The sequence below is a fragment of the Micromonospora sp. NPDC005710 genome (assembly GCF_040630995.1).
GTDB lineage: Bacteria > Actinomycetota > Actinomycetes > Mycobacteriales > Micromonosporaceae > Micromonospora.
The window spans coordinates 19,156-34,439 of sequence record NZ_JBEXYP010000021.1; the positions used below are offsets into that span (position 1 = coordinate 19,156).

10 protein-coding genes are annotated in these 15,284 nt (G+C 73.5%); 6 read left to right on the top strand and 4 right to left on the bottom strand.

What is annotated here, in order from left to right:
- Positions 1–119: 119 nt before the first annotated feature.
- The 3 genes from ABZ406_RS24525 to ABZ406_RS24535 all read left to right on the top strand — a co-directional run bounded on the left by ABZ406_RS24525 (position 120) and on the right by ABZ406_RS24535 (position 2,430).
- Complete coding sequence (locus tag ABZ406_RS24525; protein ID WP_357765927.1) at positions 120–551, top strand: helix-turn-helix transcriptional regulator; 432 nt, start codon at positions 120–122, stop codon at positions 549–551.
- Positions 552–748: 197 nt separating this feature from the next.
- On the top strand, positions 749–1,621 hold the full coding sequence (locus ABZ406_RS24530) for a PspA/IM30 family protein (protein WP_357765930.1): 873 nt from the start codon (positions 749–751) through the stop codon (positions 1,619–1,621).
- A 23-nt stretch (positions 1,622–1,644) separates the two neighbouring features.
- Entirely contained in the window at positions 1,645–2,430 is a 786-nt protein-coding gene (locus tag ABZ406_RS24535) for a hypothetical protein (RefSeq protein ID WP_357765933.1), read from the top strand.
- A gap of 84 nt (positions 2,431–2,514) precedes the next feature.
- Here ABZ406_RS24535 and ABZ406_RS24540 read toward each other — a convergent pair whose 3' ends face one another.
- Together ABZ406_RS24540 and ABZ406_RS24545 are read right to left on the bottom strand one after the other, a co-directional pair.
- Positions 2,515–6,147, bottom strand: coding sequence for a hypothetical protein (locus tag ABZ406_RS24540; protein WP_357765935.1), 3,633 nt, complete (start codon positions 6,145–6,147; stop codon positions 2,515–2,517).
- A gap of 165 nt (positions 6,148–6,312) precedes the next feature.
- Positions 6,313–7,122 carry a DNA-formamidopyrimidine glycosylase family protein gene (locus tag ABZ406_RS24545; RefSeq protein WP_357765937.1) on the bottom strand — a complete coding sequence of 270 codons (810 nt, stop codon included), beginning with the start codon at positions 7,120–7,122 and terminating at the stop codon, positions 6,313–6,315.
- A 109-nt stretch (positions 7,123–7,231) separates the two neighbouring features.
- On the opposite strand from ABZ406_RS24545, the gene ABZ406_RS24550 reads away from it, so the two are divergent.
- The gene (locus tag ABZ406_RS24550) at positions 7,232–8,494 is read left to right on the top strand and encodes a hypothetical protein (RefSeq protein WP_357765939.1); all 1,263 of its coding nucleotides are present in this window, start codon (positions 7,232–7,234) and stop codon (positions 8,492–8,494) included.
- 33 nt (positions 8,495–8,527) lie between these two features.
- Here the strand turns inward: ABZ406_RS24550 and ABZ406_RS24555 are convergent, their stop codons facing one another.
- A complete protein-coding gene (locus ABZ406_RS24555; protein ID WP_357765941.1) occupies positions 8,528–8,902 on the bottom strand; it encodes a CPCC family cysteine-rich protein in 375 nt (124 codons plus the stop codon).
- 96 nt (positions 8,903–8,998) lie between these two features.
- Here ABZ406_RS24555 and ABZ406_RS24560 point away from each other — a divergent pair, with 96 nt between their 5' ends.
- A complete protein-coding gene (locus ABZ406_RS24560) occupies positions 8,999–9,556 on the top strand; it encodes a hypothetical protein (protein WP_357765944.1) in 558 nt (185 codons plus the stop codon).
- 211 nt (positions 9,557–9,767) lie between these two features.
- Here ABZ406_RS24560 and ABZ406_RS24565 read toward each other — a convergent pair whose 3' ends face one another.
- Positions 9,768–14,438, bottom strand: coding sequence for an ATP-dependent helicase (locus tag ABZ406_RS24565; protein WP_357765947.1), 4,671 nt, complete (start codon positions 14,436–14,438; stop codon positions 9,768–9,770).
- A gap of 178 nt (positions 14,439–14,616) precedes the next feature.
- Between ABZ406_RS24565 and ABZ406_RS24570 the strand changes: the two genes are divergently transcribed.
- Entirely contained in the window at positions 14,617–15,003 is a 387-nt protein-coding gene (locus ABZ406_RS24570; protein ID WP_357765950.1) for a hypothetical protein, read from the top strand.
- Positions 15,004–15,284: the final 281 nt, after the last annotated feature.

Sequence of the window (15,284 nt, forward strand, 5' to 3'; positions counted from 1 at the left end):
TGTCGCCCGGGCCCGCAACGGGTACGGTTGCGGGAAGGCTCCGACGTTCGGGGCCGGCGCGGCCCGCCGCGACCGGCTGCCCGTCGGCGGGCGTGAGGTATCCCTCAGGGGGAGGTGCGATGATCCTGCTACGCCGGGTGATCGGTGACGCACTGCGAGCGCGCCGACAGGTTCAGCAGCGCACGCTGCGTGAAGTCTCCACCGCCGCGAATGTCAGCCTCGGCTACCTCTCCGAGATCGAGCGCGGGCACAAGGAGCCGTCGAGCGAACTGCTCGCCGCGATCTGTGACGCCCTCGGTGCCCGCCTGTCCGAGCTGTTGCTGGAGGTGAGCGACACCGTGGCGCTCGCCGAGCAGATGCCCGGGGTGCTCGTCTCGATGCCGGACGAGCCGGCCGACGCCGCCAAGAGCACCAACCGGGGGGTCCGTCAGGTCACCTCCGACGGCAAGGTCGCCGTCTCGGTCCGCCAGGAGTCGCCGCTCAAGGCCACCCTGCGCAGCACCCGGGTCCGCCCGACCGAGCGCGACCGGGACGTGGTCTGCGCGGCCTGAGCCGCCGATCGGGTTGACCGTGGGCGGGCTCGCCCCGGCCGCGTAGGGTTGCTCGCAGGAGCCGCCGGTGCCGTCGACGCCCGGTACGGATGCCCCATTGGCGTTCGGCTGGGACGATGGAGACCGGCCGGTGACGGTCGGTCGGTTCAGCCGGCCCGGCCGTGGTGGAGCGACGCTACTGAGGGGATACCACGGAGATGGCGAACCCGTTCGTCAAGGGTTGGAACTACCTGATGGCACTCTTCGGTGCGAAGATCGACGAGCATGCCGATCCCAAGGTGCAGATCCAGCAGGCCATCGAGGATGCCCAGCGGCAGCACCAGGCGCTCGTTCAGCAGGCTGCCGCGGTGATCGGCAACCAGCGTCAGCTGGAGATGAAGCTGTCCCGGCAGATGACCGAGGTCGAGCGGTTGCAGGGCAACGCCCGGCAGGCGCTGGTGCTGTCCGACCAGGCCCGGGCCAAGGGTGACGAGGCCGAGGCGGTGCGGTTCGAGCAGTCCGCGCAGACGCTCGCCAGTCAGCTCGTGTCCGCCGAGCAGGCCACCGAGGACCTGAAGACCCTGCATGACCAGGCGCTGGGCGCCGCCGCCCAGGCCCGCCGGGCGGTCGAGAACAACTCGATGATCCTCCAGCAGAAGCTCGCCGAGCGCACCAAGCTGCTCAGCCAGCTGGAGCAGGCCAAGATGCAGGAGACGGTGGCCCGCTCCCTGGAGTCGATGTCGTCGCTCACCGCACCCACCAACACGCCGTCACTGGACGAGGTGCGTGATCGCATCGAACGGCGGTACGCCAACGCGATGGGTCGCGCCGAACTGGCCGGCAACTCCGTCGAGGGCCGTATGTTGGAGATTCAGAAGGCCACCATCGACTCGGCCGGCTCGGCCCGGCTCGAGCAGATCCGGTCCAGCATGGCGGGGGAGCAGCTCGGCGGTGCTGCCCAGCGGCAGGCTGTGCCGCAGGCCGAAAAGACCGGCCCGGCGAACGACCCGACGGCTGCCGCCCGCCTGGACGAGCTGCGCGCCAGCATGGCTCGCGAGCGGGGCACCGGCGACCCGACCGCCGCCGGCTGAACGACCGGATCGAGGGGGTCACTGTGGCTGACGAGCGGACGCGGTACTTCCGGCGGTTGGGTCGGCTTCGCCGATCGGCCCGACGGTGGAGTGTGCTGGCCGGAGGGCTCGGCGGTGCGGCGGCGGTGCTGACTCCGTACGCCGGCCTTGGTCTGCCCGACGCGGCCTGGGCCGGCGCCGCGGGCAGTGCGGTGGCGCTCGCCGCCTGGCGTTGGATCGACGTGCGCGCCCTGGCCGCCCAGCCGGCGCCTCCGGCGCTGGATCCGGCCGAGGCGGCGGCCCGGTCGCGGGCCCGGCTGATCGCCGCCGTCGAGCGACTGCCGGTCGGCCCGGGTGTGTTGGCCGAGGTGCGTCGGGTTCGTTCCCGGATCGCGCTGCGCGGCACCAGCGCTGGGGAGCAGTGGGCCCGACTGGACCGGGCGGCGCTCACCCTGGCCGGGATGGCCCCCCGGCTCACCGGCCTGGCCGAGCCGGCGGTGCTGGAGGCCGCCGCCGCCGACCGTTCGCTGCGTGACCTGGCCGCACGGGTGGCGAGCGTCGAACGCGCGCTACGGTTGGCCCCGACCGATGCCCGGCCGCCGCTGGCCGAGGCGCACGCCGCGCTCACCGCCCAACTGGAGGGCGGGGTGGCGGCGTACGAGCGGCTGGTGGTCGCCGCCGCCGGCTATCTGGCCGAGGACTCCCGCCCGGAGACCGCCCACCCGGCCGCCGACCGGCTCACCGAGGCGACCGACCTGCTGCACGGGGTGGCCGGGGCCCTTGCCGAGCTGCGGAGCGTCGGCACCCCGCTGCGCGCGCCGACGCGCTGAGCGAGCACGCCCCACGGGACCGCGCGGACGCGCCGCCGGGCGGCGCGCGAGACCGCGCGCACCGCCCCGAGGCCGCCCGGCCGGTCACTGTGGTGCCGTCACCACCACCGGTCCGGTGTACGGCGAGGTGCCGACGACGTTGAACGACCGGATGCGGTAGTGGTAGGTCACGCCCCGGGCCAGGCCCGTGTTGGTGAAGCCGCGGCCGGTCACCGTGAAGGTGGCCACCTCGCGGTCGAATGCCGGGTCGAGTGCCCGCTGCACCGTGAACCCGGCACCCGGGCCGCCGGGTGGGCTCGCCTCCCAGGCCAGGATCACCGTCGCGGTGTCCGGGCCCGGTGAGCTGGCGGTGGCTGTCAACCCGGTCGGAATGCCCGGTGCGGGAGGCGAGGTCGCAGTGGCGACAGTCGACCACGCCGAGGCGGCGCCCAGGTAGGTGGTCCGCACCCGGTAGTAGTACGTGGTGTCCGGTGCCACTGTCGGGTCCAGGTGGTTGTCGCCGACCCCGATCGCCGTGGTGCCCGGGCCGCTGGTGAACGTCGGGTTGGTGGCCCGCTGCACGTCGATGCCCGTGGCGAACGAACGGTTGGTCCAGCGCAACGCGATGCGCAGCGGCGCGGCCGGCGGGAGCGTAGCGACCAGCCCGCTCGGCGCGGCCAGGTGCACCGAGGCGGGTACGCCGTTCGACCAGGACGAGTAGCTGCTCGCGTTCTCCGCCCGGATCCGGTAGTGGTACGTCACCCCGGGGGTGACTGTCGCGTCGGTGTAGCGGGTCGCGGCGGCCGCGACGGTGATCGTGGTGACCTCACCGTCGAAGGTCGCGTCGGTGGCCCGTTGCAGCAGGTGGCTGGTGGCGGGTGGTCGGCCGCCGTTGCTGGTCCAGGCCAGTGCGATAGCGGGTAGCGCGGTGGCGGTCCCGGGCACCGGTGTGGCGGTCAGCCCGGTCGGTGCCTTCGGCGCCACCCGCAGCACCAGCGGTCGGCTCATGCCGCCATCGCGGTGGCCGGCGAGCTGGCTGTGCCAGCGGTACTCCCAACCCAGGTTGACCAGGTGGTTGACCACGGTGGCGGGTCGCCCGTCGGCGGGGCTGACCGGCGTCGACCCGGTCCGCGCTCCGGCCGGGCGGCAGGGGTCGAGCAGCCGGACGCTGTCACCCAGCTTGAACGGCAGCGCCGGCGCGACGGGACGCAGCGCCACCACCACGTCCTCACGGGGGTTGACCCGGATGATCCCCTTCCAACCCAGCTCCGTGCCGTGCGGGGGTCGCAGCGTGCCGTCCCAGCCGACCCGGTTGATCACCTGTACGTCGCAGCCGCCGACGTGCAACGGCTCGGTCTGCCGGACGTTGCCGCTGATCCGCCAGACCTGCGTTCCGTCGGTGGGCGCCCCCACCGGCACGGCGGGATCGGTGGCGAAGAGCACCTCGGTGACCGGGTCGGTCGCACCGAGCGGCAGCGTCCTCGGGTTGAGCGGCCCGCCGTGCGGGTGCCCCACCCCGAGCCGACCCGCCCACCGGCCGTGGTCCGGTTCGACGATCTGCTGGGCGGCCTTGACCTCGATCGGCACTGTCACCGCCCCGGTGCCGGCCGTCGGCGTGAACGTCACAGTGGTGGCGTGCACCGGCACCGTCGTCTGCACCGGAGTCCTGGCGCCGAAAGCCCTGTCGTACGCCGGCTGCGGCACGATCGGCGGGCGCTGGCTGGCCGCGTACGCCTGGGGTAGCCGTTCGCGCAGCCGGTCCAGGTCGTACGGCGGCGCGGGCGTCCCGGTGACCCGGAACTGGAGCAGCGTGCGGGTGTTCGGGCCGTACCCCGGTTCGGTAGGGGGTGGGCCGCCCTCGGCGCTGCGGTCCGGTGCGTCGGTGTGCTGGTCGTAGCGGCCGTCGAAGCCGGGCAGCGGGGCCGGGGCGTCGTTGTACAGGATCAGTGTGCTGCCCGCCGGCACCGTGGAGAAGTCGACGAGCACGTCGGCCCGTTCACCAGGGGCGAGCAGCACGGTATGCCCGTCGACGTTCAGCACTGTCGGGTCGAGCCGGTCGTAGCGGTAGCCGATCGGCCGGTTCGGCAGCACCACCGGCGCCGGCAGGAGGCCCGCCTCGTTGCCGATCTGGATGAACTCCGGGCCGGCCGAGCGGGGGTCCGGCACACCGCCGTCTCGTCCGTCGGTCGGCCACCCGGCCGGACGGTCCGCCGCCCGCGAGGCCGGCACCATCGGCACCTCACCGCTGTCGGGGTCGGAGAGCGCCCCGTCGGCCGTCCACATCGGCGCGTCCGAGCACGCGCGGTAGAGCTGGAGGTTGAGGCTGCGGTCCAGGCATGCGTTGAGGATCCGGAACCGGTACGTGCGCGGTCGCACCTCCAGGTACGGGTAGGCGACGCCGTTGACGAGCGGGGTGTCGCCGTACGCCTCGGGGACGGCCGACGGGTGCGGTACGCCGGGGCTCAGCGGCGGCTCGTCCGGCGCGCCGACCGGGTCGTGGTACGGGTTCGGCACCCAGCCGTCGGCGTGGGTGTCGTCCGGGGCGGAGTTGCGGGACCAGGGCCCGTAGTCCCACCGGCCGGTCGGGTTGCGTCCGCCGGACCGGTGCGGGTTCTGCCGGGGTTGGTACACGTGCGGGTGCCAGAGGCTGCCCCGGGCGCCCCAGCGTTCGCGGTCCCAGGTCGGGTCCTCGGCGGCGAGTTGGGTGTCGTCCGGAACGAACGTCTTGTCCTCGATCACCAGTGGCACCTGGTCTGCCGGTAGCACCGCGTCGGCGACGAGGTGGTCCTCGGCCGGGTCGGTGAGCAGGTAGAGCGCGAGCTGCCCGCCGTAGACGGTGAGTCGGGCCAGGCCGAGGGTGTTGTCGTGCAACCACAACAGTCGTCCGCTCTGCTCGTTCGGGAAGTAGAGCGTGGTGGCCCCCGCGCCGGGCGCCGGCATGTCCGGCACGTGGGCCAGACCGGGCCCGGTCGGGTACGGGGTGATCTCGCCGGTCGGGGTGATCCACTGCCCCGGGTTGCCCGCGCTGGTCCAGCCGGTCTGCGCCCCGGCCAGGTGCAGCACGGCCCGGTTCTGCGGGTACGGCGCCGGTCCGTCCAGGGGGCCGAGGCCGGCTCCCTCGACGGTGTCGTCGACCGGCAGGAACAGTTCGCCGGCCCGACCGGTGGGGAGCTGGTTGATGAACTTCACCCGGACCGGCCGACCCCGGCGGGCGTTGATGATCGGCCCGAGGTGCCACTGTCGCTCCGGCGGCACGACTGTGTTGTGTCCGGCCGGGTCGGTGCCCAGGTTGAGTTGCCGGTAGCCGCGTAGCCGGGTAGCCGGAAGGTCCCGGTGCAGCCGCTGGGCGTACTCCTGCAGGCCGATCTCGTAGTAGTCGCAGCCCGGGTAGCTGATGGTGTCCGGCACCGCCACCGGCAGGTGGCTGCCGAGGTCTCCCTGGCGTGGTTGGCCCGGTAGGGGCAGTGCGTCGACGAACTTGCGCAGCCCGCTGCCGGCGGCGATCTGCCCGTCGGGGTTCCGCGTCGGGCGGGGGCTGTGGGCAAAGTTCGGCACCGGGCCGAAGTAGCGGGGCACGACGGCCGGGTCCAGGCTCGGCGTGACGACTGCCTCCTCGGCGGTACGCGCGGCCGGCACGGACGCCGCCTGGCCGTTGGCGTGGGCGTCGGTGGCGTGGGCGTCGGTGTCGCTGGTGGTCCGCTCGAAGAAGGTGGAGCGGAGTCTGCGGAACATCGCCATGACTCTCCCCGGTTCGGGGCGCGAGGTCCGCCACCCCGGCGTGGGGGACCTCGGCACTCTGCTGACGGTCGGTGAGCGCTCAACCGCAGCATGCGACTCCGGAGGCCGGTTAGGAATTACCCAATCGTCCGTTTCTGCCGTCGGTCCCGACTGGCGAGAGCCTGGTCAGCCGGATGGCGGCGGGCCTGGACGCTCGGGCTGGCAGACCGGGCACCAGTAGGTGACCCGCTCACCCAACTCCTCCTTGCGGACGGCGGAGCCGCACCGACGGCACGGCTGGGCGCGGCGGCCGTACACGTAACTGGTCTGCCCCCGGTGCAGCGAGCCGGTGCTGCTCTGCGTCCACCGACCCCGGTTGGCGGCGAGCAGTCGTTGCGAGAGGGCCACCAGGCCCGGCAGGTCGGGCACCTCGGCGACCGGGGTCCACGGTGACACCCCGCGCAGGAACAGCACCTCGCACTTGTACAGGTTGCCCACCCCGGCGAGGTTGCGCTGGTCGAGCAGCGCCTCGCCGATGGTCTGCTCCGGGTGCTCGGCGAGTCGACGCACCGCCTCGGCCGCGTCCCAGTCGGCGCCGAGCAGGTCGGGGCCGAGGTGGCCGACCAGTTGGTCCTCCTCGACGGTCGGCACCAGTGTCAGCTCGTGCAGGTGGTAGCCGACCGCTACCGCACCGGGGCTGCGCAGCACCACCCGGATCAGGTGCGCGGGCCGGCCGCTCCAGCGTTCCCCCGGGGCGTACGCCCGCCAGGCGCCGTCCATCCGCAGGTGGGAGTGGAGGGTCCAGTGCTCCCCGGTCGGGGCGTCGAGTCGCAGCAGCAGGTGCTTGCCCCGGCTGGCCGACTCGCGGACGGTCCAGCCGGTGAGATCAGTGGTCGCCAACTGCGGCACCCGGAAGTCACTGCTGGTGATCCGCGCGCCTGCCAGCGCGCGGTGCAGCACGCGCGCGGTGTTCCAGACGGTGTCGCCTTCGGGCACCTTGCCATCCTCCCTCTTTCGAGCAAGATTCGCATGTGTCGCTATTTGTACTCGTGTTCCTCATGATCTCCCGACATGCGAAGGTCAGGGGGTTCTGAGGAGAATGCCCATGACGCGACCGCGTTGTCCTATCCCATCCGTCGCCCTCATCGCCACCCTCACCCTCCTGCTCACCGCAGCGTTCCTCCCCACCACCGACCCGCTCCCGGCGGCCTCCAACGGCACCTCGATCAGCCTCGTCGCCGCCGCAGCCGGCGACGAACGGTGGAGCGCAGACCTCACCATCGTCGACAGGGACGACGTGAACGTCCGACACGCCGACGGCGGGCTCCGACTGCGGGAGGCCCGCTCCCACGGGCGCGGCGCCCGCAGCCCGCACAGCGCGGTCGCCGAGGGGATGCTGCTCGCCGCTCCCCGCACACTCACCCGCCCGGCCACCCGGGTCCGCGCCGAGATCAGCGCCGCGGTTCCGGCCGGGGCGACAGTCGAGGCGCAGGTCCGCGGCTGGCGGGCCGCCGGCTGGACGGAGTGGCGGGCGGCCACCGCCGGCGTGGTCTTCGACCGGCCCGTCACCCGGGTGCAGACCCGGGTGGTGCTCACCGCCCCGAACGGCGGCGCCACGGCGACCGTCCGAGGCGTGCGGTACGCCGCCGACGCGAGCGCTGCCGTGTCCGCCGCCACGCCCGGCCGCACCTTCCGCGTGTACGCCACCCGCATCGGTCTGGTCGGTGAGCTGACCGCCAATGGTCGTACCGTGCAACCCCGGGACCACTTCGCGGCGTTGCCGTCGCGGAGGGGCCTCTCCCCGCTCAACACCGGCGACTACACAGTGCGGGTCTGCACCACGAACGGCTCCCGCTGCGAGTACGCCCCGGTCTGGGACGTCGGGCCGTGGAACACCCGCGACGACTACTGGAACCCGTCATCGGTCCGGGAGAACTGGAAGAACCTGCCGCAGGGCCGGCCCGAGGCGCAGGCCGCGTACCAGTCCGGATACAACGGCGGACGGGACCAGTTCGGGCGGACCGTGCTCAACCCGGCCGGCATCGACCTGGCCGACGGCACGTTCTGGGACGGGCTGCGGCTCACCACCAACGCCTGGGTGGACGTCGCCTACCTGTGGACCGGAGGCGGGCCGCGCGGTGTCGTCGGCGACGGGCCGCTCAACATCCGCACCGGGGCGAGCACGTCGTACGCGAGCCGTGGCCTCGCCGCCCGGCTGGCTCACGTACCGATCCAGTGCTACGTCACCGGTCAGTCGGTCGCCGGCCCCTACCGGACCACCACCCGTTGGAACCGCCTGGCCAGCGGCCAGTACGTCAGCCACGCCTACATCTCCGGCGTGTACGGCGGCAGTGTGCCGGCCTGCTGAGCGACGCCCACCCCGACGGGCGCCCCGCCAGCGTCAGGGGCGCTCGTCGGGGCGAGCCGTGCGTACCATGTCCTGGTAACGCGGGTGGCTGGCACCGTAGACGGCGTAGTTGAGGCGGGCGTGGGTCAGGCTCAGGTCGCCGTTGGGGCCACCCCGGACAGCGTCGGCGTCGGCGTCGGTCTGACCGTCGTCGGTCCAGAAACAGACAGGGCAGGTCCCCCCGCCGGTCCGGGACGCACAGCAGGGACAGCCCACAGGAACCACATGCTCACCCACCGGAGAAGCATTCCACAGTCGAACATCAGCCCGATACCCGCAGGAGGCCCCTCGGGGACACCGCGACGAGGTCCGCCCGTGCACCACCGCACGGGCGGGCGGCGGTCCCAGCGGACCCGTCCGGAGGCTCACCGGCAGCGGATTGAGCAGCTCGGCTGGCGGATACGGGACAGCGCGATGGCCGACCGGCCCCTCCCGTCGCCGGATGACGTTGGGCAGACTGCCCTGGTGACAACTCGGAACCTCCCCGCACTCGGAATCCTGCTGGTCGCCGTCGCCCTGACCGCCGGCTGCGGCAGTGACGACGACGGCAGCCCGAACGCGACCCCGTCCGTCTCGTCTGAGGCGGCCCCGACCGGCCTGCCGACGCCCCTGGCCGCACCCTCACCCGACGGTGCGACCCCGCCCTCCGCCGCCGCGCAGGGTAAGACCGAACGGCGGCCGGCCAGCCCGCCGCCGGTGGTGCTACCGAAGCGCCCGACCAGTGCGCCCGCGGCGAAGCAGGTCGTCGAGGCGTTCCGGGCCGCGGGCCTGAAGGTGCCGCACCCGAAGGACCGCTCGGTCGACTGTGGGCCGGACGGTCTCGGCCTGGGCTGTTCCGAGCTGATAGCCACCGACGCCGTCACCGTCTACGTGTTCCCGGACGAGACCAGCGCCAGCGACATCGCGGAGACCTGGGGTGGCCAGTCGTACCAGCGGGGCGCTGTGGTGCTGAACTACCTGGAGGCGAAGACCTCCGCCGCCGACCGCCCACGCTACGAGAAGGTGCTCAAGGGCCTTCGCTGAGACACTGGCGTGGCCGAAGCATGTCGTTCTCTTGGCTGTGATGTCTGTGAGTCATCGTGATGACTCACAGACATCAGGCTCTGTGCGGGATTGCCATCGGCGGGGCCTTGGCTGGCTGGGCATCGGGCATCACTCGGCGTGTGCGCTCGTCCGCGTTGTGCCGACGGGCAGCCGCGAAGCCGGCCCACAAGGGTGCTCCGGAATTGGCGGGTCAGCCGCGCAGGCGTAGGCCGCGAGGGGTGGCCCGGAAGCCGGCGGTGGTGAGCGCGTCCCGCAGCGGCGACGAGTTCACCGCCTCGCCGTCGGCCCGCTCCACCGACATCGCACCCAACGCCCCGGAGTGGACGGCGTCGGCGAGCGCCTTGCCGGCCGCCGCGAGGGTGTCGGTGTCGTCGGTGAAGGAGAGCAGCGTCCGACCACCGCGCTCGACGTAGAGGACGAGGTCACCGCCGACCTGCACCACCAGGGCGCCCGCCTTACGGCCGGCCCGGTGCCCGGTCGCCGGGGTTGCGCCGTCGCCGGAGTCGACCACCCGCTCCGGCCACGGCAGCGCCGCGCCGTACGGGTTGGCCGGGTCGGTAGCGGCGAGCACTGTGGCCACCACGCTCCGCCCCCGGGCGCCGTCGGCCGGGTCGGCCAGCGCGCGCAGCCGGTCCACCGCACCGGGTACGGCGAACTGGGCTGCGCCGAGCCCTTCGACGAAATAACCCCGACGGGCCGCACCGCGCTCCTCCAGCGCCGACAGCACCGGATAGACCGCCGAGAAACCTCCGACCACCTGCTCGGCCATCACCGCGCCCCGAGTCACCACCCCGTGCCGCTCCAACAGCACGTCGGCGAGCGCGGCGGCCCGGCGGGTCGGATCGAGATCCCGCTCCGGGAGACGTGACCAGCGGCCGGCGACAGTCGGCGGGCCGCCCCGGGTCGGCAGCGCCACCCGACCGGGCCGCCGGTAACGGGTGCGGGGCGCGGACGGCCGGGAACGGTGCGCCCCGCCGGCGCCGAGCACCGCGCGCAGCGGGGCCAGGGTGTCGTTGCTGAGGTGCCCCGCCCAGACCAGATCCCAGATCACCCCGGTCAGGGCGGCGTCGTCGGTCGCGCCCACCCGGTCGGCCAACGGGCGGAAGAACAGCGCCTGCCCGTCACCGAGCGCGTCGAGCACCGCGTCGTGCAGCGGGGTACGGGTCAACGCCTCGTCCGGGGGCGGCAGCAGCAGCGGTGCGGCGTCCGCGTACGCCAGGGTGACCCAGCCGTCGCCCCCGGAGATCGCGCCCGACCCGGCCCAGAGCACCTCACCGCTCGCGCACAGCTCGTCGAGCTGGGCGGGAGAGTAGTCAGCGACCCGGGCGGGCAGCACCAACCGCTCCAGGGCGGACGCCGGCACCGCCGCGCCCTGCAACTGCTCGAGCGTGCCGGCGAGCGCCTCCACACCTCGGGCGGAGGAGCCGACCTGCTGCCAGCGGGGCAGGAACGTGGCGAGGGCCCGGGGCGGCACCGGCTCGATCTCCCGGCGCAGCGCCGCCAGCGAGCGGCGGCGCAGCATCCGCAGCACCTCGGCGTCGCACCACTGGGCACCTGCCGAATCCGGGGTGAACTCGCCGGACACCACCCGCCCGGTGGCACCGAGCCGCCGCAGCGCCTGCTCGACGACGAACACGCCGAGCCCGAACCGGGCCGCGCAGCTCGCCGCGGCGAACGGCCCGTGGGTGCGGGCATACCGGGCCACCAGGTCACCGAGCGGATCGGCCACCGGGGCGAGATACGCCTCGGCCACCCCCACCGGAAGCGCCACACCGAGGGCGTCGCGCAGGCGGGCGGCGTCCTCGACGCCCACCCACCGCTGCTCACCAGCGATCCGGACCCGCAGCACCCGGCGGGTCGCCTCCAACTCGGTGAGCCACGCCTCCGGCACCCCCCGCTCGGTCAACTCGGCGTCGCTCAGGTCACCGAGCACCCGCAGCAGCTCGACCACGTCCTCGGCGTCCCGGGGGCGACGCTGCTCGGTCAGCCAGCGCAACTGCCGGTCGGTCTCGGTGAGCACCGCCGGGTCGAGCAACTCGCGCAGGTCGACCCGGCCGAGCAGCTCACCGAGGAGCGTCGAGTCCAGGGCGAGTGCGGCGGCGCGGCGCTCGGCGAGCGGGGCGTCGCCCTCGTACAGGAACGCACCGACGTAGCCGAAGAGCAGTGACCGCGCGAACGGCGACGGCGCGCTCGTCTCCACCTCGACCAGCCGCACCTTGCGCGTGGCCAGGTCCCGCATCAGCCCGGCCAACGCCGGCTGGTCGAAGACGTCCTGAAGGCACTCCCGGGCGGCCTCCAGGGTCACCGGGAAGTCCGCGTACTCGCGGGCGACATCGAGCAGTTGCGCGGCGCGTTGCCGTTGCTGCCAGAGCGGCTGGCGGCGGCGCGGGTCGCGGCGCGGCAGCAGCAGCGACCGGGCGGCGCACTCCCGGAAGCGGGCGGCGAACAGGGCCGACGTGCCGACCGACTCTTCCACGAGCTGGGTGATCTCGTCGGGTTCGAAGACCACCACGTCGGCGCCGGGAGGCTCGTCGGCAGTGTCCGGTAGTCGCACCACGATGCCGTCGTCGGAGGGCATCACCTGGGCGTCCACCCCGTACCGCTCGGCCAGCCGGCGGCCCACCGCGAGGGCCCACGGCCCGTTGACCCGGGCACCGAGCACGCTGTGCACGGCCAGCCGCCAGTCACCCAGCTCGTCGCGGAACCGCTCGACCACGACAGTGCGGTCGTCGGGCAGCGAGCGGGTGGCCTCCCGCTGGTCGCGCAGGTAGGCCATCAGGTTGCCAGCGGCCCAGTCGTCCAGCCCGCCGTCGCGCAGCGCGGCGAGCGCCGCCTCGTCGGTCTGTCGCAGCAGGGTACGCACCCGGGCCCCGATGGCCCGGCCCAGCTCCACCGGCCGACCCAGCTGGTCGCCCTTCCAGAACGGCATACGCGCGGCCTGCCCCGGGGCGGGCGACACCAGCACCCGGTCCGGAGTGATCTCCTCGATCCGCCAGGAGGACGAGCCGAGCAGGAAGACATCGCCGACCCGGGACTCGTAGACCATCTCCTCGTCCAGCTCGCCAACCCGGGCGGCCCGCTCGGCGCCGGCCAGGAACACCCCGAACAGGCCCCGGTCGGGAATGGTGCCGCCGCTCGTCACCGCGAGGCGCTGCGCCCCCTGGCGGCCCGTGAGCACGTCGGTGGCCCGGTCCCAGACCAGGCGGGGGCGCAGCTCGGCGAAGGCCGTGGACGGGTACCGGCCGGAGAGCATGTCGAGCACCGCGTGCAGCGCCGAGTCGGGCAACTCGGCGAACGGCGCGGCCCGGCGGACCAGCACGGACAGGTCGCCGAGCGACCACGGCTCCAGTGCCACCATCGCGACGATCTGCTGGGCCAGCACGTCCAGTGGGTTACGCGGGTAGTGCAGCTCCTCGATGGCACCGGCGATCATCCGCTCCGCGACCACGGCACACGAGAGCAGGTCGCCGCGGTGCTTGGGGAAGACCACCCCACGGGAGACGGCGCCCACCTGGTGCCCGGCCCGGCCGACCCGTTGCAGCCCGGCGGCCACGCTCGGCGGCGCCTCGATCTGCACCACCAGATCGACAGCACCCATGTCGATGCCGAGCTCCAGGCTGGAGGTGGCCACCACCGCCGGGAGCTGGCCGGACTTGAGCGCCTCCTCGATGTGCTTGCGCTCTTCCCGCGAGACACTGCCGTGGTGGGCGCGGGCGATCACGGGCGCGGCGCCGGTGGCCGCGCCGGACTGGGCCATCACCTCGGCCGGCGGCCTGTTTCGCAGAGGACCGGCGGGGCCACCCCACCGCTGCGCGCCGGACACCGGGTCACCGTCGCCCGCCGGGTCGTCGCCCGCCGGCAACCCTTCCGGTACGACGATCGCGTCCTCGTCCGACGCGGAGGCGGCCACCGCCTCGGCGGCCAGCTCGTTGAGCCGCGCGCAGAGGCGCTCGGCGCTGCGCCTGGAGTTGGTGAAGACGATCGTCGAGCGGTGCTGCCCGATCAGGGTGAAGACCCGCTCCTCCACGGCCGGCCAGATCGACGCCCGACGTGGGCCGGGACCGCCCAGGTCGTCCTCCGGTGGCTGTTCCTGCTCGTCCAGGCGGGTCATGTCCTCCACCGGGACCTGCACGCTCACCTCGATGGTCTTCGAAGTGGCCGGCTGGACGACGTCGACCGGGCGGGCACCGCCGAGGAACTGCGCGCAGGCGTCGATCGGCCGGACGGTGGCCGAGAGGCCGATGCGCTGCGCCGGGGCGGGGAGCAACTCGTCGAGGCGTTCCAGGGAGAGCGCGAGGTGGGCGCCACGTTTGCTGCCGGCCACCGCGTGCACCTCGTCGACGATCACCGTCTGGATGCCGCGCAGCGAGTCGCGGGCCGCGGACGTGAGCAGCAGGAACAGCGACTCAGGCGTGGTGATGAGGATGTCCGGCGGGGTGCGGGCGAAGGCCCGTCGCTCGTCGGCGGGCGTGTCGCCGGTGCGCATCCCGACGGTGATGTCGGGCGGCGCGACACCCAGCCGGGTGGCCGCCTGCCGGATGCCGGCCAGCGGAGCGCGCAGGTTGCGTTCCACGTCGACGGCGAGCGCCTTGAGGGGGCTGACGTAGAGCACCCGGCACCGCTGGCGGGCCTCGGTCGGCGCTGGCTCGCGGGCGAGTCGGTCGAGTGACCAGAGGAAGGCCGCGAGCGTCTTGCCGGAGCCGGTGGGCGCCACCACGAGCGCGTTGCGACCGGCCGCGACCGATCGCCAGGCGCCGGTCTGCGCGGCGGTCGGCGCGGCGAAGGCGTTGTCGAACCAGGCGCGGGTGGCCGGGCCGAACCCGGCGAGCACCGCGCCGGAATCTGCGTCTGACCCGGTCACCGGTCCATCGTGCCCCGGGGGTCCGACATCCACGAGCGACCTCACGACGGAATAGGCAGGCGAGAGCCAGAAAGCGTGGAACGTGCACTTAATACGTTAAGTCTCACTTAACTGCTTGCTTCTGAGGAGCAACATAAAGTAACTTCACCCGCAACGCGAACCGGGGTTAGGGGATGTGATGGCCGGCGAGCAGCGCACCGTCGAACCGGGCACCGACGTGCTGATTCGCAAGGTCGACAGCCACCTCGCCGCGCTCCGCACCGGCCTGCACGGCCCCGAACTGGAACTCGCCGAACGCCTCGCCCGCTGCCTGCGCGAATTGGTCCGCTGTACCGCCCAGGCCAGCGCCGCCGATCGGGGTCAGGTCCGCGTAGCCGTCCACTACTTCGTGCTACGTCGTGAGAGCCGCGGCCGCCTCCTGTCAGTGCGGTCGCTGACCGCCGCCGAGCGGGTCGTCGACCGGGTCGCCCGCCAACTCGGCCGCCCCGACCTGCTGGCCGACCCGCGCCGCGACCGCCCCACCTCGGACAACGCGCAACCCCTCAACAACGTCCTGCTCACCTGACCGCCCCACCCTCACCCGCTCGCTCGCTCGCCCGCCCGCCCGCTCGCCCGCTCGCCCGCTCGCCCCGCCCCGGTCCGCCCGCTTGCCCCGCTGAACCCCGCACGCTCGGCTGGCCTCGGCCCGCTCTCTCGGCCCGCCCTCTTGGCCCGCCTGCGCGCTTGGCTTGGCCTGCGCGCTTGGCTTGGCCTGCGCGCTTGGCTTGGCCTGCGCGCTTGGCTTGGCCTGCGCGCTTGGCTTGGCCTGCCCCCTCGGCTTGCCGCTCGACTCGGCCTGCTCGCCGC

What these genes read in the sequence shown, in the direction of transcription:
- ABZ406_RS24525 (WP_357765927.1), top strand. Translation starts at nt 120, where the DNA reads ATGATCCTGCTACGCCGGGTGATCGGTGACGCACTGCGAGCGCGCCGA.
- ABZ406_RS24530 (WP_357765930.1), top strand. Translation starts at nt 749, where the DNA reads ATGGCGAACCCGTTCGTCAAGGGTTGGAACTACCTGATGGCACTCTTC.
- ABZ406_RS24540 (WP_357765935.1), bottom strand. Translation starts at nt 6,147, where the DNA reads ATGGCGATGTTCCGCAGACTCCGCTCCACCTTCTTCGAGCGGACCACC.
- ABZ406_RS24550 (WP_357765939.1), top strand. Translation starts at nt 7,232, where the DNA reads ATGACGCGACCGCGTTGTCCTATCCCATCCGTCGCCCTCATCGCCACC.
- ABZ406_RS24570 (WP_357765950.1), top strand. Translation starts at nt 14,617, where the DNA reads ATGGCCGGCGAGCAGCGCACCGTCGAACCGGGCACCGACGTGCTGATT.